Here is a 22,362-nt window from a genome sequence, read left to right on the forward strand (position 1 = left end):
TCTCGACCGTGCCGCTAGCCCCACGCGGGCAGCCAGCCGCTGTCCTTGTCGATCTGGACCACGGACAGCGCCATGTCCCGCGACTCGTGCGGCGCGAGCAGCGAGAGGAGCTGGGCCTGGGTGCGGTAGGTGTCCCACAGGGACCAGTTCTGGTGGTGCGTGAAGCCCTTGGCCCGGTGGACCTTCTGGTCCCAGCCGGTGTAGCGCCGTCGACGTCGCTGCCGACGTTCGGCGCGAGGAAGGACCGGTACAGCGACGGGTAGAAGGTCCGCGCGGCGTCTCAGCTGCCGCCCTGGGCCTTCACGTCGTCGAGGCGGCCCTCCCACGCTGCCTGCGCGGCGTCGCCTGCACGGAGTCGAAGGAACGCCCGCCCTCCGTGCGGAGGTTGAGGGCCGCGCCCTTGGCGTCGACGTAGGAGATCGCCGTGGTCGCCTCGACCGTGCGGTCCTTGCTCGTGTCGAAGCGGACGTAGGCGCCGTTGCGGTCGGCGTCCGCGTCCGACGTCTTCGAGACCGGCGGTGACCGTGTCGCCCTTCAGGTGCCGGACGTGGTGAAGGGGCGGTCGAACCTCGTGATCGTGTAGACGGTGTACGGCTTGGTGTCCTGGCAGAAGCCGCTGCCGGTGATGGCGGTGCGCACGGTCCGGTTGTCGAGGATCTCGACGCGTGGTGTGCGAGGCTCTTGTGGAGCGACTGCCCGGCGTTGATGAGGACGTTGGCCTTGTCGGTGGCCGGGAAGGTGTAGCGCTGCACCCCGGTCGCTTCGTGGCGCTCAGCTCGGCGTCGATCCCGGTCTTCAGGCCGACCTTGTAGTAGCCGGGCGACGCCTTCTCGTCGTCGTGGCTGAACTCGGCCGCACGTACGACGCGTAGTCGGTGCTCGTGACGTCACCCGTGGTGGGCAGCACCGGCAGGTCGCCGCCGAGCGCATCCCACGCCCGAGAGGTGGACGGTGGAGAAGCCGCGGTGTGTGGTTCTCGGAGTAGTCGTAGCCGTGTTGCGCCCGGTGTCCGGCGAGAGCTGCACCATGCCGAAGCGGCACGGCGGCGCCAGGGGTAGGTGTTGCCCTCGTTCTCGGTGCCGATGAACGGGTTGACCAGATCGAGTCAGTCGGCCGTCCGCGCCCGAAACGGCCTGCGCCGCGGGCGCGAGTCCCGTACCGAGCAGGGCGGCGGCCGCGAGCACGCCGAGCGTGCGGCGGGTACGTCTCTTCATCGTGCGCCTCTCATGGTGCGCGTTCGACAACGTTGTCAGCGTGATGCGCGATCATTCTTCGTCCGTCCCGACAGCCCGTCAAGACTCCAGGCGCCACAGGTGGTCGTCCGTCCCGTTGTCGGCGAACCGCACCACTTGGGCACTAAGTTGGCGGTGCGACTTTCCTCCGTCGACGCCGAGCACCTTGCCGCTGTGCTCGTTGCGCAGCAGGAACCAGCCGTCGGCCCGCTCGACTTGCGTCCACAGCAGGTCGGGCCGGCCGTCGTCCTCGTACTGCACGCCGGGCGCTGTCGGCGGTCGAACCACCCTGCACCGCCAGGAACTTGCCGCTCTGGCCGTTGCGGGCGCGCACGGCCGTCCGCGCCCGCGTCGAGCAGCTGCCAGGCGTGGTCACCGTCCCCGTGCTTGTCGAACTGGACGGCGCGCGCGTCGTTCGCTGGTGGGCATGGAGTCGACGGCGAGGACCTTGCCGCTGTGCTTGTTCTGGATGCGGTGGTACGCCGGTTCGCGTCCAGTGTCCGTCGGGGGCGGTCGTGAAGGCGGTGATGCGCAGCCGGGCCGCGCCCATCGGTACGAGCGTCACGGTCTCCACCGCTGCCCGGCTGCGGGCGGGGCTGGGCTGGAGCGGTGCGACGACGTGCTCGTCGTCGGCGATCCACCGGGGATGCGGCGGGCCTTCGCGGCGAGACGTGACGGGGTGCCGTCGAGGGTGAATCGGGTTGTCGGGCAGCGGCCCGGACCTGCGCCGCAGTGCGGTGAACTCCCGTCCACCAGGCCGTAGCTTTCCAGTTCGAGGCGGCGTGCACGTCGTACTCGGGGAAGGTGTCGCCGCCTCGCCGGTCCGTACGTACTTCTCGGCGACCTTCAGCGAGTAGGTGAGCGGCCCGTGGTCGACGCTGACGCCGCCAGATGGTTGCCGGTCCAGGTGCGCAGCGTGGTGCGCTGCAGGCGCAGGGTGACCCGGTCGCCGTCCCGCCAGGTGCGCCGGACGGTGACGAAGGAGGGGCCCGGCCCGCGCCTTCACCTGTTGCCCGTTGACGGCGAGGCGCGGCCGGTCGCACCAGCCGCGACCCGCAGCCGCAGCGGGAAGTCGACGGGCCGGTCGACCTGCACGGTCAGCGTGATCGTCTCGTCGAACGGTAGTCGGTCTCCTCGCGCACGGTCACGGGCACGCCGTCGGCGCCCACCTTCGCCCGCACGTCGCAGGCCGCGTAGAGCGCGGCGGCGAGTCCGCCGTCGGGGGTGGCGAGCCAGAGCTCCTCGGTGAAGTAGGGCCAGCCCATGCCGCTAGTTGTGCGGGCAGCAGCGTACTGGTCGACGCCCGGCTGGAACGACTGCATGGCGAAGCCGTTCTGGAACTGGCCGTCGGTCTTGCGGGCGTTGTCGAGGTCGACGCCGTTGGCGCTGGTGATGCAGTGGATGCCCTTGCCCTGCGGGTCGAGGGCCGCCGGGAGCATGCTGGAAGGCGAGGTCCTCGCAGCGGTCGGCCCAGACCGGGTCGCCGGTGATCGGGTGAGCAGCTCGCGCTGGCCACGAACTCGACGATGCCGCAGGTCTCGAAGCCCTGGCGCGGGTCGCCAGTAGCCGGGCCGGTAGTTCTCGTCGCCCGCGATGCCGCCGCCCGGGAACTGTCCGTACTCGGCGAGGACTTGGTCGTAGGCGCGGTAGGTGGCCCGACGAGGCCGTCGGCGCCGCCGGTCGCCCACTGCGCGTACTGGGCGGGTCCGCGGAAGCCCTGGGCGATGTTCACGTTGTCGCCGCGTGGGCAGGGCGCCGGTCCAGTCGGCGCCGTAGTGGTGCATCTTCTCCACGAGGCTCGTCAGGAACGGGTCGCCGGTGCGCTCGTACAGCCAGCGCGCCGTGTCGATGCCGTCGCCCCAGCGCACGGAGACCCAGCTGGAGTCGAAGGCGCCCTTGCCCTGCGCCTCCATGTACCGCAGGAACCGGGTCAGGAACGGGACGATGCGCTCGTCGTGCGCGTACTCTCGTACGTGCGCAGGGCCATGAGCAGCGGCAGGAACGGCCAGAAATCGCCGCCGTTCAGGAGGTGCGCAGGGCCCGCGGGCCGAAGAAGCCGCCGGACTCCTGGGTGGCGAGGATCGCGTCGATCCAGCGCTTGCTGGTGGCGAGCGCCGCGGGTCCCGGGTGGCGACGGCGAGCTGCGTACGAACGCAGCCAGTAGGGAGTTCCTCCCAGCCGCCGAGTTCGGTGGGCCCAGCCGCTGGTGTCCATGGCGAGGAAGTGCGAGCGCTCCTCGTAGCGGCCGCAGAGTCCGGCGAGCTGGAGTCCCAGCTGGCCGGCAGAGCCAGCCGCGGGCGGTGATGCTGCCGGCGGGAGGCGGGTGAAGGCGTCGGCGGCGCCGGCCGCGTCCGCCCTGGCCGTGGCGCCGGCCGCGCCACCGAACGCGGTGGCCGCGGAGGAGACCACCGTCGCGGCCTGCAGCACGCCGCGTCGTCGTCACTGTCATGCGCCGAGCCGCTCTCCCACGAGAAGGGCGCGGCCCGGCGTAGCGGGCCGCCCCGGCGCGTCTCGGACCAGGAGCAGTTCTGCACGGTCGCCTGCGAGGCGTCGCGGATCAGTCGCCTGCTGGGCGCCGTGCACGCGCTTCACGTCCGGCTTGACGACCCTGCGGTCGTAGGTGAGCGAGCCGTTCAGAAGCTCACCCTCCACGTCGAGATCTGCGTGAGACGGCGCCGTTGCCGCCCTTGCAGGCCAGCTTGTGCACCTCGTCGAGCTTGGTGAGGTAGTCGTCCGTGTACGTCGCGGGGTCACGTCCACGTACGACTGCTGCGCGGACCAGGCGTGACCGGGCTCGGCGAGGCCGAGTCCGCCGTACTCGCCCGCACGACCGGGCCGCTTGCCGTCGGGGTTCGGTGGCAGGGCCGGGCTCGGATAGCCGTGTTCGTCCAGGATGTCGCCGGTTCTCGCCGTCGCGGCCCAGGTTGATGCCGGACATCGAGTTGATCAGGCGGGTCGGGTCCCACGACTTGGCACTGGTCGGCGAGGCGCGCCTCGGCTCGTACTGGCCCCAGCCCTCGTTGAGGTAGTGACCCACCGACGACCGACGGGTGGTTGTAGTGCTGGTCGATCATGATCTATTTCATCTCGCGCTCGAACTCGGCGCGGGCGGCCGTGGACGGGTTCACCCGGCCGTCATCGCCGGCATGCCTGCCAGACGAGCAGGCCCAGCTTGTCGGCCCAGTAGAACCAGCGGTCGGGTTCGACAGCGTGTATGTAGCGCGGACGGAGTTGAGAGCGTCTGCTTGTGCATGCTTCTTCAGGTCGTGCGCTGACGCGCCTCGTCACTGGGCGCGGTGTGCAGGCCGTCCGGCCCACAGAAGCCCTGGTCGAGAGTGGCATCATGAAGAGTGGGCTTGCCGTTAGAAGCACGGTGCGCGGGGTGCCGTCCACCTGCTCGACCTTGATGGAGCGCATCCCGAAGTAGCTGCCGACGCGGTCCGTGCCGACGCTCACCTTGAGGTCGTACAGGAGTAGGGTCGTCCGGGGTCCACAGCCGCGGCTTGGCGATCTTCAGGGTGAGCGGCGATCCCGAGGTGCCGGTGGCGGTGGCCACCTTGCGGTCGCCGGCGTGCGCGGTGGCCGTGACCGGAGTCCGGTCCGGACTCCCGTGGTGTCGGCGGTCGGGTGGCCACTTGTCCCCCTTTTCGATGGCCGGCGTCAGCTTCAGGTCGGTGACGTGGTCGGCCGCGACGGGCTCCATCCACACCGTCTGCCAGATGCCCGACGGCGGGGTGTACCAGATGCCGCTGGGGTCGAGGCGCTGCTTGCGCGAGCGGCGGGTTCTCGCCGTTCGCCGCGTCGGTCGGGTCGTGGAGCGCCGACGATCAGCTCCTGGGTGCGGCCGGGCTTGAGCGCGTCGGTGACGTCCGCGCTGGGCTTGTCGTAGCACGCCCTTGTGGTCGGCGACCTGCTGCCGTTGACTTGTAGACCTCGGACTTCCAGTCAGACGGCGCCGAGGTTCAGCTGGAGGCGCTGGCCCTTGCCGACCTTCCAGTTCGCGGGGACCGTGAAGGTGCGCCGGTACCACATGCGGTCCTCGTGGCGCTCGATCCCGGAGAGCTGGGACTCGACCGGGTACGGCACGAGGATCTTCTCGCCGAGCTTCTTGCCGACCGGCACCGGGTCGCCGTCCTTGGCGGCGGCGAACTCCCAGCTCCCGTTCAGGTTCTGCCAGTTCGAGCGGGTGAGCTGGGGGCGCGGGTACTCGCGGTGGGCGTTGCCCGCGGTGACGTCGTCGCCCCACTTGGTGGTCAGCTGGTGCGTGGAGTGGTTCGGGCCGCTGGACCAGAACGAGCCGACGGCCGTGCCGTCGCTGCCGGCGAGGCCGCCCTTGCCGTCGTACGTGACGTCGGCCAGGCCCGGCGCGTCGCCGTCCTTGTTGCCGACGACCGGTTCGGCCAGGCCGACGAGCAGGGACCGCGCGTCGTCCGGGTCGGCCTTGACCGTCTTCAGCGGCCACTTGGCGCCGCCGATCACGGCGTTCAGGTGGTCGTTCACGTCACCGGGGACCGTGCCCAGCTTCTGGGCGAAGTCGAGCTTCAGGGTGCGGCCGTCGCCGAGCACGGTGGTGCCGATGGCGCCGTCGTACTTCCAGTCGTCGGGCAGCCGGAACGCCGACGACGGGATCGCCTCCTTCTGCTCACCCGGCTCGGTCCAGCGCAGGTGGAGGTTGGAGCCGCCGTAGTGCTCGAAGTACTCGACCTTGATGTCGACGGCCTTGTCGGCGGTCAGTTCGACGGGTGCGGAGGTCTGCTCCTTGTCCCAGTCGTCGACCCAGTGGTCGATGACCAGCTTGCCGTCGACCCAGAGCCGGAAACCGTTGTCCCCGATGAGGGAAAACGTTGTCGAGCCGGTCTTCTCCGGCACGAGTTTCCCGGTCCAGCGGACGCTCGCGTCGTCCGCGCGGCCGGTGGCGGACTGGAGCCGGGACTCCAGGCTGCCGAAGTCGATCTTGGGGTCGAATCCGGTGGCCTTCAACTCGTCGAAGTCGAAGGTTCCCGGGGCGGATTGGGTGTAGTACTCGCCCTTGAGCCCCTGCGGCACGACGGGCTCGTCCGCCGCCGTGGCCTGCGGGGCCACGGTGAGTGCGGTGAGTCCGAGTGCCGTGGTCAGCAGCAGGGCGAGCTGTCTGCCATGGCGTCCGAGGGTGTTGGTGCGCACGGATCCTCCTGTGCTGGAACGCGATGAGGAAGGGTGGCGGCTCGCCGCTCGAGTCGGTACAACTCGTCTGTACAACGTTGGAAGGAACGGCAGTTGGCATGACAGCACGCCTCCCGGCGTGCTGTCCAGGGTCATGACAAGCGCTCCCGAAGCGCGGGGGCACCGAACCGAAGGAGATTCCGTGCGGGTGAGCCTCAAGGATGTCGCGGAGCGCGCGGGCGTCTCGATCAAGACCGTGTCGAATGTCGTGAACAACTACCAGCACGTCACCCCCGCGATGCGCGCCCGAGTCCAGGAGGCCATCGACGAGCTGGGCTACCGGCCGAACTTGACGGCCCGTCACCTGCGCAAAGGCCGTACGGGGATCATCGCGCTCGCCCTGCCCGAGCTGGGCAACCCGTACTTCGCGGAGCTCGCCGGCGCCGTGATCGACGCGGCCGCCGAGCACGACGTCACGGTGCTGCTCGACCACACGCGGGGCGAGCGCGAGCAGGAGCTCCTGGTGAGCCAGGGCTTCCGGGCCCGGGTGATCGACGGCCTGATCCTCAGCCCGCTGGAGCTGGAGGCGGACGATCTGCGCGGGCGGGACGACGACGTGCCGCTGGTGCTGCTCGGCGAGCGGGAGTACGACCTGCCCTTCGACCACATCGCGATCGACAACGTCGCCGCGGCCCGTACCGCGGTGCGCCATCTGCTGGGCCGCGGCCGCACCCAGATCGCCTACCTGGGCGAACGCACCGACTCGGCGAACCAGCCGGCCCATCTGCGACTCGCGGGCTGGCGTGCGGAGCTGACGGCGGCGGGGCTGCCCGCGCCCGAGTCGCTGGTCGGGGCGACCGGGGGCTGGGACCGCGGGGACGGCGCCGAGGCGATGGCCAGGATGCTGGACTCCGGGGTGCGGCCCGACGCCGTGTTCGCGTACAACGACCTGGTCGCGATCGGTGCGATGCGGGTGCTGCACGAGCGGGGCCTGCGGGTGCCGTGGGACGTGGCGGTGGTCGGTTTCGACGACATCGCGGAGGGCCGGTTCGGGGCGGTGACGCTGACCACGATCTCCCCGGACAAGCAGGCCATCGCGCGGCTCGCCGTGCAGTCGCTGCTGCGCCGCCTGGAGCATCCGGAGGAGCGGGCCGGGCGTGAACTGACGGCGGAATACCGCCTGTTGGAGCGGGAGAGCACGCTCGGCCGGCGCTGATCGCGGGACCCCTGAATCCGGCCCGGCCGACCGGGCCGCCGTCGACGAGTCGCTGCGCACCCTCTTTACAGCCTCCTTCCAACGATGTAAAAACCTCCCCTGTACCGCCGATCGACCGGTCGAACGATCTCGAACTCACCCACCCCGTCAGCGCGTTCACGCGCCGGGCCGTGCCGTTTTGGGGACCTCCACATGACGCAGACCGTGCCACACCGCCGTACCGCCAGCCGGGCCCTGCTCGCCGCCGGCCTCGTCGCGAGCCTCGCGCTCGCCACCGGATGTGCCAAGTCCGAGGACGACAACAACACCTCGGACAAGGGGAGTTCGAGCGCGGCGAACGAGAACGCCGGACAGGAGGTCGCCTCCCCCGACGGCGGCAAGACCTGCGACGTCGCCGCCTTCGGCGGCAAGAAGGTCGACCTGAAGAGCGCCACCGTCGGCTTCTCGCAGTCCGAGAAGGAGGCCAACCCGTTCCGCATCGCGGAGACCGCCTCCCTCAAGGCGGAGGCGAAGAAGCGCGGCGTCAAGCTGCTCACCGCGAACGCCCAGTCGCAGTTCTCCAAGCAGATCAGCGACGTCCAGGACCTGATCTCCAAGGGCGCGGACCTGCTGGTCATCGCGCCGCTCAACTCCGACGGCTGGGAGCCGGTGCTGCGCGCGGCCGGTGCCAAGCACATCCCGATCGTCACCGTCGACCGCAAGATCAACGCGACGGCGTGCAAGGACTACGTCTCCTTCATCGGCTCGGACTTCGTGGAGCAGGGCAAGCGGGCCGCGGACCAGATGATCGAGGCGACCGGCGGCAAGGGCACGGTCGCGATCCTGCTCGGCGCGGCCGGCAACAACGTGACCACCGAGCGCACCAAGGGCTTCGAGGACCGCATCAAGGAGAAGGCCCCCGACCTGAAGGTCGTCTTCAAGCAGACCGGCGAGTTCGCCCGCGAGAAGGGCCAGCAGGTCACCGAGCAGCTCATCCAGTCCAAGCCGGACATCACCGGGATCTACGCCGAGAACGACGAGATGGGCCTCGGCGCGGTCAACGCCCTGAAGGGCGCGGGCAAGAAGGCCGGTGCCGTGAAGATCGTGACGGTCGACGGCACCCGCAACGCGGTGCAGGGCATCGTCGACGGCTGGATCTCCGGCGTCATCGAGTCCAACCCGCGCTTCGGCCCGCTCGCCTTCCAGACCCTGGACTCCTTCACCAAGGGCGACAAGGTCGGCCAGGACATCGTTATCAAGGACAGCGCGTACACGAAGGACAACGCCGAGTCGGACCTCTCCAAGGCGTACTGAGATGCTCTCGGCGAGCAGTCTGAGCAAGACGTTCCCCGGCGTGCGCGCCCTCGACGGCGTCGACTTCACCGCGCGCGCCGGGGAGGTGCACGCCCTCATCGGGGAGAACGGGGCCGGGAAGTCGACCCTGATCAAGGTGCTCACCGGTGTGTACCAGCCCGACCAGGACGCGGGCGAGCTCAGCTACGACGGTCAGCGGGTCAGCTTCTCCACACCACTCGAGGCGCAGCACGCGGGCATCTCCACGATCTACCAGGAGGTCAATCTCGTCCCCCTGATGAGCGTGGCCCGCAATCTGTTCCTGGGCCGCGAGCCGCGCGGGAAGCTGGGCCTGATCGACTTCCGGCGCATGCACCGGGAGGCGGACGCGGCCCTGCGCGAGCTGGGCGTGCGCGTCGACGTGCAGCGTCCGCTGCGCGAACTCGGCGTCGGCGCCCAGCAGATGGTGGCGCTGGCCCGCGCGGTCTCGGTCGACGCGAAGGTCGTCATCATGGACGAGCCGACGTCGTCGCTGGAACCGCGCGAGGTGCGGACCCTGTTCGGCGTGATCCGGATGCTGCGGGAGCGCGGCATCGCGGTCGTCTACGTCAGTCACCGCCTGGACGAGCTGTACGAGGTGTGCGACGTGGTCACCGTGCTGCGCGACGGCAAGGTGGTGCACACCGGGAACCTCGCCGACCTGGACCGGCTGCGGCTCGTGTCGCTGATGCTGGGACGGGACATCGGCGACGTCCAGGACGAGGGGCTCACCAAGTTCTCCGGCGAGCACGACGCGGCGGCCGAACCGGTGCTGCGGGCCGAGGAGTTGACGGTCCGCCACCAGCTGCACGGGGTGTCGCTGGAGGTGCGTCCCGGGGAGGTCGTCGGGCTCGGCGGGCTGCTCGGCTCGGGGCGCAGCGAGACCGCGAAGGCCATCGCGGGGGCGCTGCCCACCGACGGCGGCCGGGTGGTCGTGGCCGGTGCGCCGGTGCGGACCGGGTCCACGCCCGCCGCGATCCGGGCCGGGATCAGTCTGCTGCCCGAGGACCGGAAGGCGGAGGGGATCGTGCCGGGTCTGTCGGTGCGGGAGAACATCGCGCTGGCGGCGCTGCCGGGCCTTTCCCGGTTCGGGCTCGTCGACGAGGGCCGGATCGACAAGATCGTCGACACGTTCGTGAAGCGGCTGCGCATCAAGGCGTCGGGCCCTCACCAGAAGGTGGGCGAGCTGTCGGGCGGCAACCAGCAGAAGGTGCTGCTCGCGCGCTGGCTCGCGATGAACCCGAAGGTGCTGCTGCTCGACGAGCCGACCCGCGGCATCGACGTCGGCGCCAAGGCGGAGGTCCAGAAGCTCATCGACGAGCTGGCGGACGACGGTCTGGGCGTGCTGCTGATCTCCTCCGACATGGAGGAGCTGATCGAGGGCTCGGACCGGGTCGTCGTCCTCAAGGACGGCGCGGTGGTCGCCGAGCTCACCGGTGACGCGGTCACCGAGGACCGTCTGATGCGCGCGATCGCCGCAACTCCCGCTGGAGGGCCGCCCGTTGAGTGAACTGACCCTGGGCAGGGCCGCCGTCGACCGCGACCGGCTGCTGCGCCTGCTCCAGGACTACGGCGTCTATCTCGGCGTCGCCGTCCTGCTCGTGGTGAACATCGCCTTCACCCCGCACTTCCTGTCCGCGGAGAACTTCCGCACCCAGGCCGTGCAGGTCGCGCCCGTGCTGATCGTGGCGCTCGGCATGGCCCTGGCGATCGGCAGCGAGGGCGTCGACCTGTCGGTCGGCTCGGTGATGGCGCTCGCCACGTCCCTCATCTCCCTCTACCTCGGCTACGGCGCGTGGATCGCGCTGATCGCCGCGCTCGTCGGAGGCGTCCTGGTCGGGGTGGCCAACGGCGCGCTCGTCGCGTTCATCGGGGTGCAGCCCATCGTCGCCACCCTGGCGCTGATGGTGGCCGGCCGCGGGCTCGCGCTCGTGCTCCTCCCCCAGCTCAAGGACGTCCGGGACCCGGGCCTGCGCTCGCTGGGCACCGGTGACGTGCTCGGCGTCCCGTACCTGGTGCTGATCGCGGCGGCCCTGGCGCTGCTCGTCGCGTTCGTCGTGCGGCGCACCACGTTCGGCCGTCAGCTCCTCGCGATCGGCGACAGCCGCCCGGCGGCGCAGTTGGCGGGACTTCCGGTGCGCCGGGTCCTCGTCCTCGTGTACGTGCTGTCCGGCGCGCTGGCCGCCGTGGCGGGGGTGCTGGCCACCGCGCGGCTGACCGCGAGCGATCCGACCTCGCTCGGCAATCTGATGGAACTGTCCGCGATCACCGCGGTCGTGGTCGGCGGCACCCCGCTGACCGGTGGCCGGGTGCGGATCGGCGGCACGGTCGCGGGCGCCGTCCTCATCCAGCTGCTCACGGCCACGCTCATCAAGCACGACCTGCCGCCGTCGTGGACGCAGATCGCCCAGGCCGTGGTGATCGTGCTCGCCGTCTACGCGGCCAGGGAACGGGGGAAGCGATGACGATGACCGATGTGGAGACCGCACCGCCGGCCGGTCCGCGGCACGACGAACCGCTCGGCGCGACCCGCGCGGAACGCCTGAGCGCACTGGCCCAGCAGCACGGCGCGCTGGTCACGCTGGTGATCGCGGTGATCGTCGCGTCGCTCTCCTTCGACACCTTTCTGACCGGCGACAACCTGGAGAACATGGCGCTGTCGTCCGCGTTCCTCGCGGTCGTCGCGCTCGGCATGACGTTCGTGATCGTGACGGGCGGCATCGACCTGTCGGTGGGTTCGCTGTTCGCGCTCGGCGGGGTGCTCGCCGCCTGGGGCTCGCAGTACGGGACGGTGGTGGCGCTGCTCCTGCCGCTCGCGGTGTGCGGACTGATCGGCCTGGTCAACGGGCTGCTGATCGCGCGGTCGCGCCTCGCTCCGTTCATCGTGACGCTGGCGGCGATGCTCGGCGCCCGCGGCATCCTGCTCTCGGTCACCGACGAGGGCTCGAAGACGTATCTCGTCGACAAGTCCACGTTCTTCGCGACGCTCGGCCAGGACAAGCTGCTCGGCGTCGGCGTCCCGGTGTGGATCACGCTCGCGCTGTTCGTGCTCGGCGCGGTGGTGCTGCGCCGCACCCGCTTCGGGCAGTACGTGTACGCGGTCGGCGGCAACGAGGACGCGGCGGCCCTGATGGGCGCGCCGGTGGCCCGCACGAAGATCGGCGTCTACACGGTGTCCGGCCTGTGCGCCGGGCTGGCCGGTGCGCTGAACGCGGCGTGGCTGGTGTCCGGGGTGACGATCCTCGGCTCCGGCATGGAGCTGGAGGCGATCTCGGCGGTCGTCATCGGCGGCACGCTCCTGACGGGTGGCTTCGGGTTCATCAGCGGATCGCTGGTGGGCGTGCTGCTGCTGAAGGTGATCCAGAACGTGATCAACCAGATCGGCTCGCTGGACTCCGCGTACCAGCAGGTGGTCAGCGGGGCGTTCCTCGCCGTGGTCGTCATCGCGCAGACGTGGCTGGGGCGGCGCCGAAGGGTGCTGTGACCTGTGGGTTTCCGGGGGCTGAAACCGCCCTGAAGCCGCGCTGAGAGCGGTGTGCCCGAGCCTGTGCGGCATGACCACATCGACAGCGTCCACCCCCTTCGCCATCGCGGCGAAGGGGCTCCGCAAGTCCTTCGGCGACAAGACCGTCCTCGACGGCATCGATCTCATGGTGCCGGCCGGCTCGGTCTTCTCGCTGCTCGGCCCGAACGGCGCCGGGAAGACCACCGCCGTCAAGATCCTCTCCACGCTCATCACCGCCGACGGCGGCGACCTGTGGGTCGGCGGCCACGACCTGGCCGCCGACCCGCAGGCCGTACGGGCCACGATCGGCGTGACCGGCCAGTTCTCGGCCGTCGACGGACTGATCACGGGCGAGGAGAACATGCTCCTCATGGCGGACCTGCACCATCTGCCCCGGCGCGAAGGGCGCCGGGTCGCCGCCGAACTCCTCGACCGGTTCGACCTGGTGGAGGCCGCGAAGAAGCCCGCGTCCACCTACTCGGGCGGCATGACCCGCCGCCTCGACATCGCGATGACGCTGGTCGGCGCCCCGCGCGTCATCTTCCTCGACGAGCCGACCACCGGACTCGATCCGCGCAGCCGCCACACCATGTGGCGCATCATCCGCGAGCTGGTCGCCGACGGCGTCACCGTCTTCCTCACCACGCAGTACCTCGACGAGGCCGACGAACTCGCCGACCGCATCGCCGTGCTGAGCGAGGGCCGGATCGCCGCCACGGGCAGCGCCGACGAACTGAAGCGGCTGGTGCCCGGCGGGCACGTGCGGCTGCGGTTCACCGACCCGGCCGCCTACCGGTCCGCCGTCGCCGTGCTCCGCGACGTCACCTCTGACGACGAGGCCCTCGCGGTACGGATCCCCAGCGACGGCACCCAGCGCGAGCTGCGCTCCCTCCTGGACTGGCTGGACTCCGCGGGCGTCGAGGCGGACGCGCTGACCGTGCACACCCCCGACCTGGACGACGTGTTCTTCGCGCTGACCAGCGGCACCGACCACCGGGAGAAGGCCCTCCGATGAGCACCCTGTCCCTGGCCGTACGCGACTCGGCCACGATGCTGCGCCGCAACCTCCTGCACGCGCGGCGCTATCCGTCGCTCACCCTGAACATCCTGCTGACGCCGATCGTCCTGCTGCTGCTCTTCGTGTACGTCTTCGGCGACGTGATGAGCGCGGGCATCGGTGGCGGCGGCGCCGACCGGTCCGCGTACATCGGCTATCTCGTCCCGGGCATCCTGCTGATGACCATCGGCGCGGTTCCGGCCGGAACCGCGATCTCCGTCACGATGGACATGACGGAGGGGATCATGGCCCGCTTCCGCACGATGGCGATCCATCGCAGGGCCGTGCTGATCGGACATGTCCTGGGCAGCGTGCTGCAGGCCGTCATCGGTGTTCTCATCGTCGGCACGGTCGCCGTGGCCATCGGGTTCCGCTCCACGGACGCGACGGTCCTGGAGTGGCTGGCGGCGTTCGGACTGACGGTTCTCGTCGCCCTGGCGATCACCTGGCTCGCCGTCGGCCTGGGCCTGGCGAGCCCGAACGCCGAGGCGGCCAGTAACAACGCGATGCCGCTGCTCATCCTGCCGTTCGTCTCCAGCGCCTTCGTGCCGATCGACGCGATGCCGGGCTGGTTCCAGCCGGTCGCCGAGTACCAGCCGTTCACCCCTCTCATCGAGACGCTGCGCGGGCTGCTGATCGGCACGGAGATCGGCCACAACGGATGGCTCGCCGTCGCCTGGTGCCTGGCGCTGGCCGCCCTCGGCTACTTCTGGTCGAAGGCGCTGTTCAACCGCGACCCGCGATGAGCACGCGGGCCGCGTCCCGCAGCTCGTCCCGCCCCAGGGCGGCGTACTCGGCCACCGCGTCGGCGTACGCCGCCCGGTCGGCGTCCTCGGCCGCCCGGCGGGCGCGGGCCGCCGCCATCGTGGGCTGGAACTCCCGCAGCACCCAAAGCCGTTCGGCGAGCGCGAGCATCCGTAGGGCGGCTGCGTCCCTGGCCACGAGCCCGGCCGCGCCGAGCGCGTGCAGCACGGTGCCCAGGACGGGCAGCCCCAGCTGGTCCGCGGCCGGCCCGGAGGCCACCGCCCGCAGCCGGTCGACCACGTCGGCGACCGGCGCCGTCCGCCCCGCGTACGCGTGCGCCGTCACCGCGGTCGCCTGCAGTTGCAGCGCCCACGGGTCGTGGCACCAGTCGGTCTCGTGGCCCGCCCCGGCGACGGGCAGCCTGGCCACGGCCCGGCGCCACAGTCCGAGCCCGGTGCCCGTGTCGCCGCGGGCGAGCGCGATCTCGGCGCGGACGCCCAGGTCGGGGCTGTAGAAGGGGGCCTTCTGCGCGGTGCCGTCGGCCAGGGCCCGCCGCAGCCAGCCCTCGGCCTCGTCCGGGTCGCCACGCTGCAGGCAGGCGAGGGCGAATCCCCAGCGGATGCCGACGTAGTCGTTCTCGTCGCCCAGCCGGGGCAGTGCCGCGCGGGCCGCCCCGAGGTACCGGTGGGCGGCGTCGCCGTCCCCCGTCTTCAGGCACAGCTCGCTCAGCCGTGAGTAGCCCATCACCTCCAGCGGCGGGCTGTCGACCGGCCCCAGGACCTCGTTCACCCGGCGGGCCGAGGCGAGCGCGCGGTCCATGTCGTGCTCGTGCTCCCAGACGTACGTGGCGACGCTCTCGGCGACGGAGGCGACCAACGGGTGCTCACTGGCGCACAGTTCGCGCAGCACGTCGTAGCCGGGAGGCCGCATCTCGGGTACGGCGCTCAGCACGACGGCGATCGCGCGCAGCAGCGTGTCCGGCGGGGCCGGGGGCAACCGGCGCAGGGCGACGAGGTGGCGGACGACCCGCGGGGCGTGGTCGACGATGAGGCTCGCGGCGCACAACACCGCCGCGGCGCGGGTGACTTCGACGTAATCGGGTTCGGGGCGGTAGTGCGAGAGCGGGGCGCCGGTGTCGGCGGCGAGCGCGGCGAGGCGGGCGAAGTTCGAGTCGGTGGACCACAGGGCGGCGAGCACGGCGGTGACGGCCGCGAGGGTGGGGCCGTCGCCACGGGTCAGGGCGTGGCGGAGGGCCGCGACGAGGTTGTCCTGCTCGGCCTTGATCAGCTCCCAGGTGTCCGGCGACCGCGGCCCGAACAGCGTCGCGTGCTGGGTGACGCCGAACTCCCGCGCCCACAGACACATGCGGCCCACGGCCCGCTCGTCGTCACCCGCCTCGACGCGGCGGGCCGCGCTGAACTCCCGTACGGTCTCCAGCATGCCGAACCGGACGCCGGCCGGGGTGTCGGTGACGGTGAGCAGCGACTGCTCGGCCAGTTCCCGCAGCAGGTCGAGCGCGTCCCCGCCGAGCACCCGCTCGGCCGCCGCGCCGGAGAATCCGCCGGGGAAGACGGACAGGGTGCGCAGGGCTGCGCGGGCGTCGTCCGTGAGCAGGTTCCAGCTCCACTCCACGACGGCGTGCAGGGTGCGGTGCCGCTCCGGCACGTCCCGCACCCCGCCGCGCAGCAGGGCGAACCGGTCGCCGAGGCGGCGGGCCAGGTCCGGCACGGACAGCACCCGCACCCGGGCCGCCGCGAGCTCCACCGCGAGCGGCAGCCCGTCGAGGTGTCCGCACAGGTCGGCCACCGCGTCCGGGGGCAGTTCGACGCCGGGCCGCGCGGCCCTGGCCCGCTGGACGAACAGTTCGGCCGCCGTCTCGCGGCCCAGCTCCGGCAGCGCGTGCACCGCTTCGGACGTGAGGCCCAGCGGGGACCGGCTGGTGGCGAGCACCCGCAGGTCGCGGCCGCGGGACAGGATCGCCCGGACGAGCTCGGCGACGCCGTCGACGACGTGCTCGCAGTTGTCGAGGACCAGCAGGGCGGGCCCGGTGCCGAGCGTGCCGACGATGCCGGACACCGGGTCGGCCGGGGCACGTGAGCCGACGGCACCGTGCCGTGCCTCGCCCACGCCGAGCGCGGCGGCCACCTCGGCGGTGACGTCCGCGTCCGCGGTGACGCCCGCCAACGGCACGGCGTGCACGACGCGTTGCGGGGCGCGGCGGGCGACGGCGTAGGCGAGGCGGGTCTTGCCGAGGCCGCCGGGCCCGACGACGGTGACGGCGCGGGAGGCACGCAGCAGTTCCTCCACCGCGTCGATGTCCGCGTCGCGGCCGAGGAGCGCGTTCGGTTCGTGCGGCACGCCGGACCGGATCGCGGGCGGCTCGTCGCGCAGCAACTCCTCGTGCACTGTGCGCAGTTGGGGGCCCGGGCCGGTGCCGAGGTCCCGCCGCAGCCCGGCGCGGTACGTCTCGTAGCGGGTCAGTGCGGCGGCCGGGCCCGCGGTCGCCGCCTCGGCGCGCAGCAGTTCGGCGAGCACCTCCTCGTCGTGGGGCCGGTCCGCGAGGGTCCGGGCCAGGTCTCCGGTGGCCTCCGTGGCGCGGCCGAGGCGGGCGAGCGCGAGGGCCCGGGTGCGGGCCAGACCGGCGCGGACGGGGCGGCGCTCGGCGCGCAGCACGGCCACGGGGTCGCCGGAGTCGCCGGGGCCTCCGGGACCGCCGGGGCCGCCGTTCTCGTCGGCGCCGTCCGGCCACAGGGCGAGCCCCGACTCGGCCGCAGCCAGCGCCCCGGCGTGGTCCCCGGCCCTGGCCCGCTCCGCGCTCACGGCGGCGTGCCGCAGCAGCGCGGAGCTGTCGACCTGGTCGTCGGCGAGGGCGAGCCGGTAGCCGGTCGGCGTGCTCGTGATCGCGTCGGTGCCCAGCAGGGTCCTCGCCCGCGAGACGAGCACCTGCACCGCCTTGCCGGGACGCTCGGGCCGTTCGTCGGGCCAGAGCCCCGCCACGAGCCGCTCGGTGCTGCACCCGCCGCGCGGCTCACCGGCGAGCAGGGCGAGCAGGCCGCGCAGCCGGGGCGCGGTGATCTCCCGGCCCCGGTGGGCGACGCGGGGCAGCAGGGTCAGGTCGGTGCTCACCCGTGCAGATTAGATCCCCGGCGCGGTCAGGGGCCCGGCGGTGCCGGACGGGCGGCGGCGGGCACCGGTGCGGCGGCCGGTACCGGGGGCGTGGACTCCTTTCCGCGGAAGGCGAGTTGGGCGAGGACCGCGAAGGCGCAGGCGACGGCGGCCCCGGTCCAGATGACCAGGTAGGCGGTGAGCGCCGGGGTGTCCGTCGTGCCGAGGACGAGGGAGCCGAGGGCGACGGAGAAGGCGGCGCCGCCGACGCTGCCGCCGAGCGTCTTGAGGTTGTTGTAGACGGCGGTCGCGCTCGCGGTGCGGTCGGTGGCGCTGCGCTCCACGATCACCGTGGGCAGCCCGCCGAGCGCGAACCCGGCTCCGACGCCGACCAGGGCGCCGCACGCGGCGAACGGGACGAGCGCGGAGTGGCCGACGATCTGGCCCGCGTATCCGGCGGCGAGCAGGGCGAAGGCGACGAGCAGCAGCCGCCGGTAGCCGATCTTCACGGCGAGCGCGGCGCACAGGGCGGACCCGGCGAACGCCATGATGTTCGGGACGACGCCGTAGAGGCTGATCTGCCAGGGCGCGAGGTCGAAGCCGTAGCCCTCGTCGGCGGGCGAGGCGGCCATGAAGCTGACGGCGACGGTCTGTCCGCCGAGCATCACCCCGCCGAGCACGAACCCGGACGCGTAGTACGGGGCGCTGTGCCTGCGTGCGAGGGCCCGGACGTCCACCAGGGCGTGCGGGCGGGCGAGTTGGAGCCTGGCCCACACGGTGAGCAGCACGGCGGCGAGCAGCAGTCCGCCGAGCGTGGGCGCCGACAGCCAGCCCCACGCCGTGCCGCGCGAGACCGTGCCGAGCAGCAGGACCAGGGCGAGCGCGAGCAGGGCCGCGCCCGACCAGTCCATGCGGCCCCCGGCCCGGGTGCGCGACTCGGGCACGGCGACGAAGGACAGGGCGACGCAGCACACGGCGAGCACGGCGAGGGCGACGAGGGTCGCGCGCAGATCGCCGAGGAGGCTGAGCAGGGGGCCGGCGAGGGCGTGTCCGAGGACGGTGCCCAGGGTCAGCGAGCCGACCAGCATGCCGACGGCCCGGCGTCCGCCGTCGACGCTGAGCCGGTCCCGGACGAGACCGATCTCCAGGGGAAGGAGCGCGGCGAGGGGGCCCATCAGGGCGCGGCCGACGAGGAGGACGGCGAGGTTCGGGGCGCAGGCGACGAGGACGGTGCCCAGGGCGATGGAGCCGAGGGCGACGCGGATCAGGCGCCGGTGTCCGTACAGGTCGCCGAGGCGGCCGAAGGCGGGGACGCTGATCGCGGCGGCCAGGTACTGCACGGTGGTGAACCACTGGGCCTGGCCGGTGCTGATGCCCTGCCAGTCCTGGATCTGCGGGACCAGCGGCACTGCGGCGCCCTGGAGGAAGCCGCTGACCAGCTCGAAGGCGACGAGGAGTCCGACGACGGCACGGACCTTGGCGGCGGCCGGGGCCGGGGCGTTCACGCGGCGGCTCCCTGCTTGAGGCGCTCCTCGGCGAGCACGGTGAGCAGGGCGGCCTGGCGGCCCAGGACCCGGTCGTCGAAGACGGCGTGCGGTGAGTGGTTCATCGGCGCGGTGGCGGCGTCGACGCCTTCGGGGGCGGCGCCGACCAGGAGCATCGCGCCGGGGACGCGCTGCAGGACGAACGCGAAGTCCTCGGAGCCGTTGGCCGGGTCGGGGGCCTGCCACACCTGGGTGGGGCCGAGCAGTTCGCGGGCGGTGTCGAGGGCGAAGGCGGTCTCGCCGGGTTCGTTGACGGTGACCGGGTACTGCACGTCGTAGGTCACCTCGGCGTCGATGCCGTGCGCCTGGGCGATGCCGCGCACGAGCCGGGGCAGGCCCTCGACGAGGCGGGCGTGGGCGGCCTCGGAGTAGCTGCGCACGGTGGCCTCGAAGGTGGCGGTCTCCGGGATGACGTTCTGCTGGGTGCCGGCGTGGAAGGTGCCGACGGTGACGACGACCGGGTCGAAGATGTCGAAGCGCCGGGTGACCCAGTTCTGCAGCGCGGTGACGATCTCGCAGGCGACCGGGACGGGGTCCTTGGCGCTGTGCGGGGTGGAGCCGTGGCCGCCCGCGCCGCGCACGGTGACGCGCAGGACGTCGGAGGCGGAGGTGACGGTGCCGGGGCGGGTGGCGACGAGGCCGCCGGGCAGCCGGTTGGCGGCGACGTGCAGCGCGAAGGCGGCGTCGAGCGGCTTGCTCGCGGCGTCGAGGACGCCCTCCTCGATCATCAGGCCGGCGCCGTTGTGGCCCTCCTCGCCCGGCTGGAACATGAACACGACGTCGCCGTGGAGGTGTTCACGCCGTTCGGCGAGCAGGGTGGCGGCGCCGACGAGTCCGGCCGTGTGCAGGTCGTGGCCGCAGGCGTGCATCGCGCCGGGGACCCGGGAGGCGTACTCCACACCCGTCTTCTCGGTGACGGGCAGGGCGTCCATGTCGCCGCGCAGCAGGACGGCGCCGCCGGGCTTCCCGCCGCGCAGGACGGCGGTGACGGAGCCGAGTCCCTTGCCGGTGCTGATCTCCAGGGGCAGTCCGTCGAGGGCGGTGAGCACCTTCTCCTGGGTGCGGGGCAGGGCGAGGCCGAGCTCGGGTTCCTGGTGCAGGGCCCGGCGCAGGGCGACGAGTTCGGGGGTGAGTTCCTGGGCGCGTTCGGTGATCGACATGCGGGACGAACCTCCTGGTACGGTCCGGCGGGACGGCGGGGAATGGCGTCAGGGTGCTGCCCTGGCGCAGGAACGGCTCTTGAATCGCAGGGAAAACGCAGGAGTGGAGCGGTGGTGCAGGAATTCTGCGGGGCGCTCGACGACCTCGATCAGGCCCTCGTGCACGCCCTGCAGATCGCGCCGCGGGCCGGTTGGGCCCGGATCGGGGCGGCGATCGGGGTGGATCCGGTGACGGTGGCCCGTCGCTGGAGCCGGCTGACCGAGGCGGGTGCCGCCTGGGTCGGCTGTCATCCGGCGCCGGCCCTCGCCGAGTCGGGCCAGGGGTGCCTGGCGTTCGTCGAGGTCGACTGTGCGAACGGGCGGCTCTCCGGCGTCGCCCGGGAGCTGATGGCGGAGCCGCACGTCATCGGGGTCGAACACGTCAGCGGCGGCCGGGACCTCCTGCTGACGGTGCTCGCGCCGCGGCTGTCGGCGCTCACCCACTGGGTGACGCACCGGCTGGGCTCGCTGGCGGGCATCGTCGCGACCCGCACCCACCTGTCGAGCACGGTTTACACGGAGGGCAGCCGCTGGCGGCTGCGCGCCCTCGACGCCGCGCAGATCGCCCGCCTCGCCGGGACGGCGCAGACCCGCGCGGACGCGCCGGTCTTCGAACTGACCGAGCTGGACCGCGCGTTGCTCGCCGAGCTGTCGGTGGACGGCCGGGCGGGCCACCGTGCGCTGGCCGAGCGGTGCGGTACGAGCCCGGACACCGTGCGGCGCCGCGTGAACCGGCTGTTCGCGTCGGGCATGGCGCAGACCCGCTGCGAGGTGGCCCGCCCCCTCTCCGAGTGGCCGGTGTCGCTGATCCTGTGGTGCCGGGCGGCGCCCGCCGAACTGCGGGCGGTCGCCGAGCAGGTCACGGGGGCGCGTGAGGTGCGGCTTTGCGCGGGGGTGATCGGCCGCCACAACCTCAAGGTGATCGCCTGGGTCCGCTCGATCGACGACGCGCAGCGCTTCGAGGTCCGGCTCGCCGAGCGGGTCCCGGCCCTGACGGTGGACGACCGGGCGGTGGCCCTGTGGCCGATGAAGCTCAACGGCCATCTGCTGGACGAGCGCGGATACCGCACGGGCGCCGTGCCGATCGACGTCAGGACCGTGGCTCCCTCGGCATGAGCAGGTTCCGGGCGATGCCGTTCTTCTGGATCTCGGAGGACCCGGTCAGCACCCGGAACATGCGCAGCCGCCGGAAGATCCCTTCGACCTCGGCGCCGCGCACCAGGCCCGCCTTGCCGTGGATCTGCACGGCCTCGTCGGCGATCCTGAAGGCGTTCTCGGCGACGAACAGCTTGCACATGAAGGCTTCCGTACGGGGCTCGTGGCCCGCGTCGAGGTCGGCGAGCGCGTCGTAGGTCATGCTGCGGGCCGCGTAGTACGAGGTGGCCATGTCGGCGATCTTGTGCTGGACGGACTGGAGAGCGCCGAGGGGTGCGCCGAACACCTGGCGGGTGCGGGCGAAGTCGATGGTCAGGTCGAGGGCGCGGCGGGCCTGGCCGAGGGCGGTCGGGCAGTGCAGCAGCCGGTTGGTGGTGACCCGGCCGAGCCCGATGCGCAGCCCGTCCCCCACCGAGCCGAGGAGCTGCTCCGGTCCGACCCGGCAGCCGTCGAGCACGATGTCGCTCTCGATGTGCTCGCCGGACATCGGCGTCTCGCCCGGCAGGACGGTGCAGCCGGGCGCGTCCAGGTCGACCAGGAACGCGGAGAACACCGGCGGGGCGTCGGCCGGGGCGTCCGGCTCGGCTGCCATGCGCGCGATGAGCACGGAGAAGTCGGCGAAGGGGCCCGCCGAGGAGAACACCTTGTGCCCGGTGATCCGCCAGCCGTCCCCGTCCGCCTCCGGTACGGCGACCGTCGTCATGGCCCGTACGTCCGAGCCCGCGTCGGTCTCGGTCAGCGAGAAGCAGCAGGCCCGCTCGCCGCGGACGACCGGCAGCAGGTACTTCTCCAGCTGGTGGTCGGTGGCGTACCGGAGGATCGACCCGGCGCGCAGCGGTCCGCCCATGTCGCCGAGGACGCTGTGCTGGAGGACGCGTCCGGAGGCGCCCACCTCCTCCTTCAGGGCGGCGAGTTCGGTGTGGGTGAGGCCCTGGCCGCCCTGTTCGACGGGCAGGTGGATCCCGTAGAAGCCGAGTGCGCGGCTGCGCCGCCAGACGGGTTCGAGGACGGCGCGGGTGTAGACACTCTCGGGCGCGAGCCCCAACTCCGCCTCGTACTGGGCGAGTTCGCCCTGGAGATAGTCACGCAGCCGCTCGACCAGGTCCTGGAGGCGCGGATGGTCGTCGTAGGTCGGGGTGAGGGTGAAGGTCAC

General features: G+C 72.2%; 16 protein-coding genes and 1 pseudogene. 8 read left to right on the plus strand and 9 right to left on the minus strand.

Annotated elements, in window-relative coordinates; genetic code table 11:
- Nucleotides 1–14: 14 nt before the first annotated feature.
- The 5 genes and pseudogenes from RBJ77_RS08905 to RBJ77_RS08925 form a co-directional block, all read right to left on the minus strand.
- On the minus strand, nt 15–326 hold the full coding sequence (locus RBJ77_RS08905; protein ID WP_372344428.1) for a glycoside hydrolase domain-containing protein: 312 nt from the start codon (nt 324–326) through the stop codon (nt 15–17).
- A gap of 965 nt (nt 327–1,291) precedes the next feature.
- Nucleotides 1,292–1,492 carry an RICIN domain-containing protein gene (locus RBJ77_RS08910; protein WP_372344429.1) on the minus strand — a complete coding sequence of 67 codons (201 nt, stop codon included), beginning with the start codon at nt 1,490–1,492 and terminating at the stop codon, nt 1,292–1,294.
- 836 nt (nt 1,493–2,328) lie between these two features.
- On the minus strand, nt 2,329–3,144 hold the full coding sequence (locus tag RBJ77_RS08915; protein WP_372344537.1) for a hypothetical protein: 816 nt from the start codon (nt 3,142–3,144) through the stop codon (nt 2,329–2,331).
- Nucleotides 3,145–3,253: 109 nt separating this feature from the next.
- Nucleotides 3,254–3,658 carry a hypothetical protein gene (locus RBJ77_RS08920; protein WP_372344538.1) on the minus strand — a complete coding sequence of 135 codons (405 nt, stop codon included), beginning with the start codon at nt 3,656–3,658 and terminating at the stop codon, nt 3,254–3,256.
- A gap of 92 nt (nt 3,659–3,750) precedes the next feature.
- A pseudogene (locus RBJ77_RS08925) lies at nt 3,751–6,394 on the minus strand (PA14 domain-containing protein); the annotation flags it as partial.
- 181 nt (nt 6,395–6,575) lie between these two features.
- Here RBJ77_RS08925 and RBJ77_RS08930 point away from each other — a divergent pair.
- The 7 genes from RBJ77_RS08930 to RBJ77_RS08960 all read left to right on the plus strand — a co-directional run bounded on the left by RBJ77_RS08930 (nt 6,576) and on the right by RBJ77_RS08960 (nt 14,208).
- Nucleotides 6,576–7,589, plus strand: coding sequence for a LacI family DNA-binding transcriptional regulator (locus RBJ77_RS08930; protein WP_372344430.1), 1,014 nt, complete (start codon nt 6,576–6,578; stop codon nt 7,587–7,589).
- A gap of 192 nt (nt 7,590–7,781) precedes the next feature.
- On the plus strand, nt 7,782–8,882 hold the full coding sequence (locus RBJ77_RS08935) for an ABC transporter substrate-binding protein (RefSeq protein ID WP_372344431.1): 1,101 nt from the start codon (nt 7,782–7,784) through the stop codon (nt 8,880–8,882).
- 1 nt (nt 8,883) lies between these two features.
- Entirely contained in the window at nt 8,884–10,410 is a 1,527-nt protein-coding gene (locus tag RBJ77_RS08940) for a sugar ABC transporter ATP-binding protein (protein ID WP_372344432.1), read from the plus strand.
- Complete coding sequence (locus tag RBJ77_RS08945) at nt 10,403–11,365, plus strand: ABC transporter permease (RefSeq protein ID WP_372344433.1); 963 nt, start codon at nt 10,403–10,405, stop codon at nt 11,363–11,365. The genes RBJ77_RS08940 and RBJ77_RS08945 overlap by 8 nt, the downstream gene beginning before the upstream one ends.
- 2 nt (nt 11,366–11,367) lie before the next feature.
- On the plus strand, nt 11,368–12,384 hold the full coding sequence (locus RBJ77_RS08950) for an ABC transporter permease (protein ID WP_372344534.1): 1,017 nt from the start codon (nt 11,368–11,370) through the stop codon (nt 12,382–12,384).
- A gap of 70 nt (nt 12,385–12,454) precedes the next feature.
- Nucleotides 12,455–13,420, plus strand: coding sequence for an ATP-binding cassette domain-containing protein (locus tag RBJ77_RS08955; protein ID WP_372344434.1), 966 nt, complete (start codon nt 12,455–12,457; stop codon nt 13,418–13,420).
- On the plus strand, nt 13,417–14,208 hold the full coding sequence (locus tag RBJ77_RS08960; protein ID WP_372344435.1) for an ABC transporter permease: 792 nt from the start codon (nt 13,417–13,419) through the stop codon (nt 14,206–14,208). Before RBJ77_RS08955 ends, RBJ77_RS08960 begins: the two co-directional genes overlap by 4 nt.
- Here the strand turns inward: RBJ77_RS08960 and RBJ77_RS08965 are convergent.
- Genes RBJ77_RS08965 through RBJ77_RS08975 form a run of 3 tightly spaced genes read right to left on the minus strand, consistent with a single transcriptional unit; the run spans nt 14,189 to nt 20,015 of the window.
- Nucleotides 14,189–17,332, minus strand: coding sequence for a BTAD domain-containing putative transcriptional regulator (locus RBJ77_RS08965; RefSeq protein WP_372344436.1), 3,144 nt, complete (start codon nt 17,330–17,332; stop codon nt 14,189–14,191). The genes RBJ77_RS08960 and RBJ77_RS08965 overlap by 20 nt on opposite strands.
- Before the next feature lie 26 nt (nt 17,333–17,358).
- The gene (locus tag RBJ77_RS08970) at nt 17,359–18,816 is read right to left on the minus strand and encodes an MFS transporter (protein WP_372344437.1); all 1,458 of its coding nucleotides are present in this window, start codon (nt 18,814–18,816) and stop codon (nt 17,359–17,361) included.
- Nucleotides 18,813–20,015, minus strand: coding sequence for a M20 family metallopeptidase (locus RBJ77_RS08975; protein ID WP_372344438.1), 1,203 nt, complete (start codon nt 20,013–20,015; stop codon nt 18,813–18,815). The genes RBJ77_RS08970 and RBJ77_RS08975 overlap by 4 nt, the downstream gene beginning before the upstream one ends.
- 111 nt (nt 20,016–20,126) lie before the next feature.
- Between RBJ77_RS08975 and RBJ77_RS08980 the strand changes: the two genes are divergently transcribed.
- Nucleotides 20,127–21,170 carry an Lrp/AsnC family transcriptional regulator gene (locus RBJ77_RS08980; RefSeq protein ID WP_372344439.1) on the plus strand — a complete coding sequence of 348 codons (1,044 nt, stop codon included), beginning with the start codon at nt 20,127–20,129 and terminating at the stop codon, nt 21,168–21,170.
- Here RBJ77_RS08980 and RBJ77_RS08985 read toward each other — a convergent pair.
- Nucleotides 21,145–22,362 carry an acyl-CoA dehydrogenase family protein gene (locus tag RBJ77_RS08985; RefSeq protein WP_372344440.1) on the minus strand — a complete coding sequence of 406 codons (1,218 nt, stop codon included), beginning with the start codon at nt 22,360–22,362 and terminating at the stop codon, nt 21,145–21,147. The genes RBJ77_RS08980 and RBJ77_RS08985 overlap by 26 nt on opposite strands.

Origin of the sequence: Streptomyces sp. KL116D (assembly GCF_030766975.1) — a bacterium.
In the GTDB taxonomy this organism is placed as follows: Bacteria; Actinomycetota; Actinomycetes; order Streptomycetales; family Streptomycetaceae; genus Streptomyces; species Streptomyces longispororuber_A.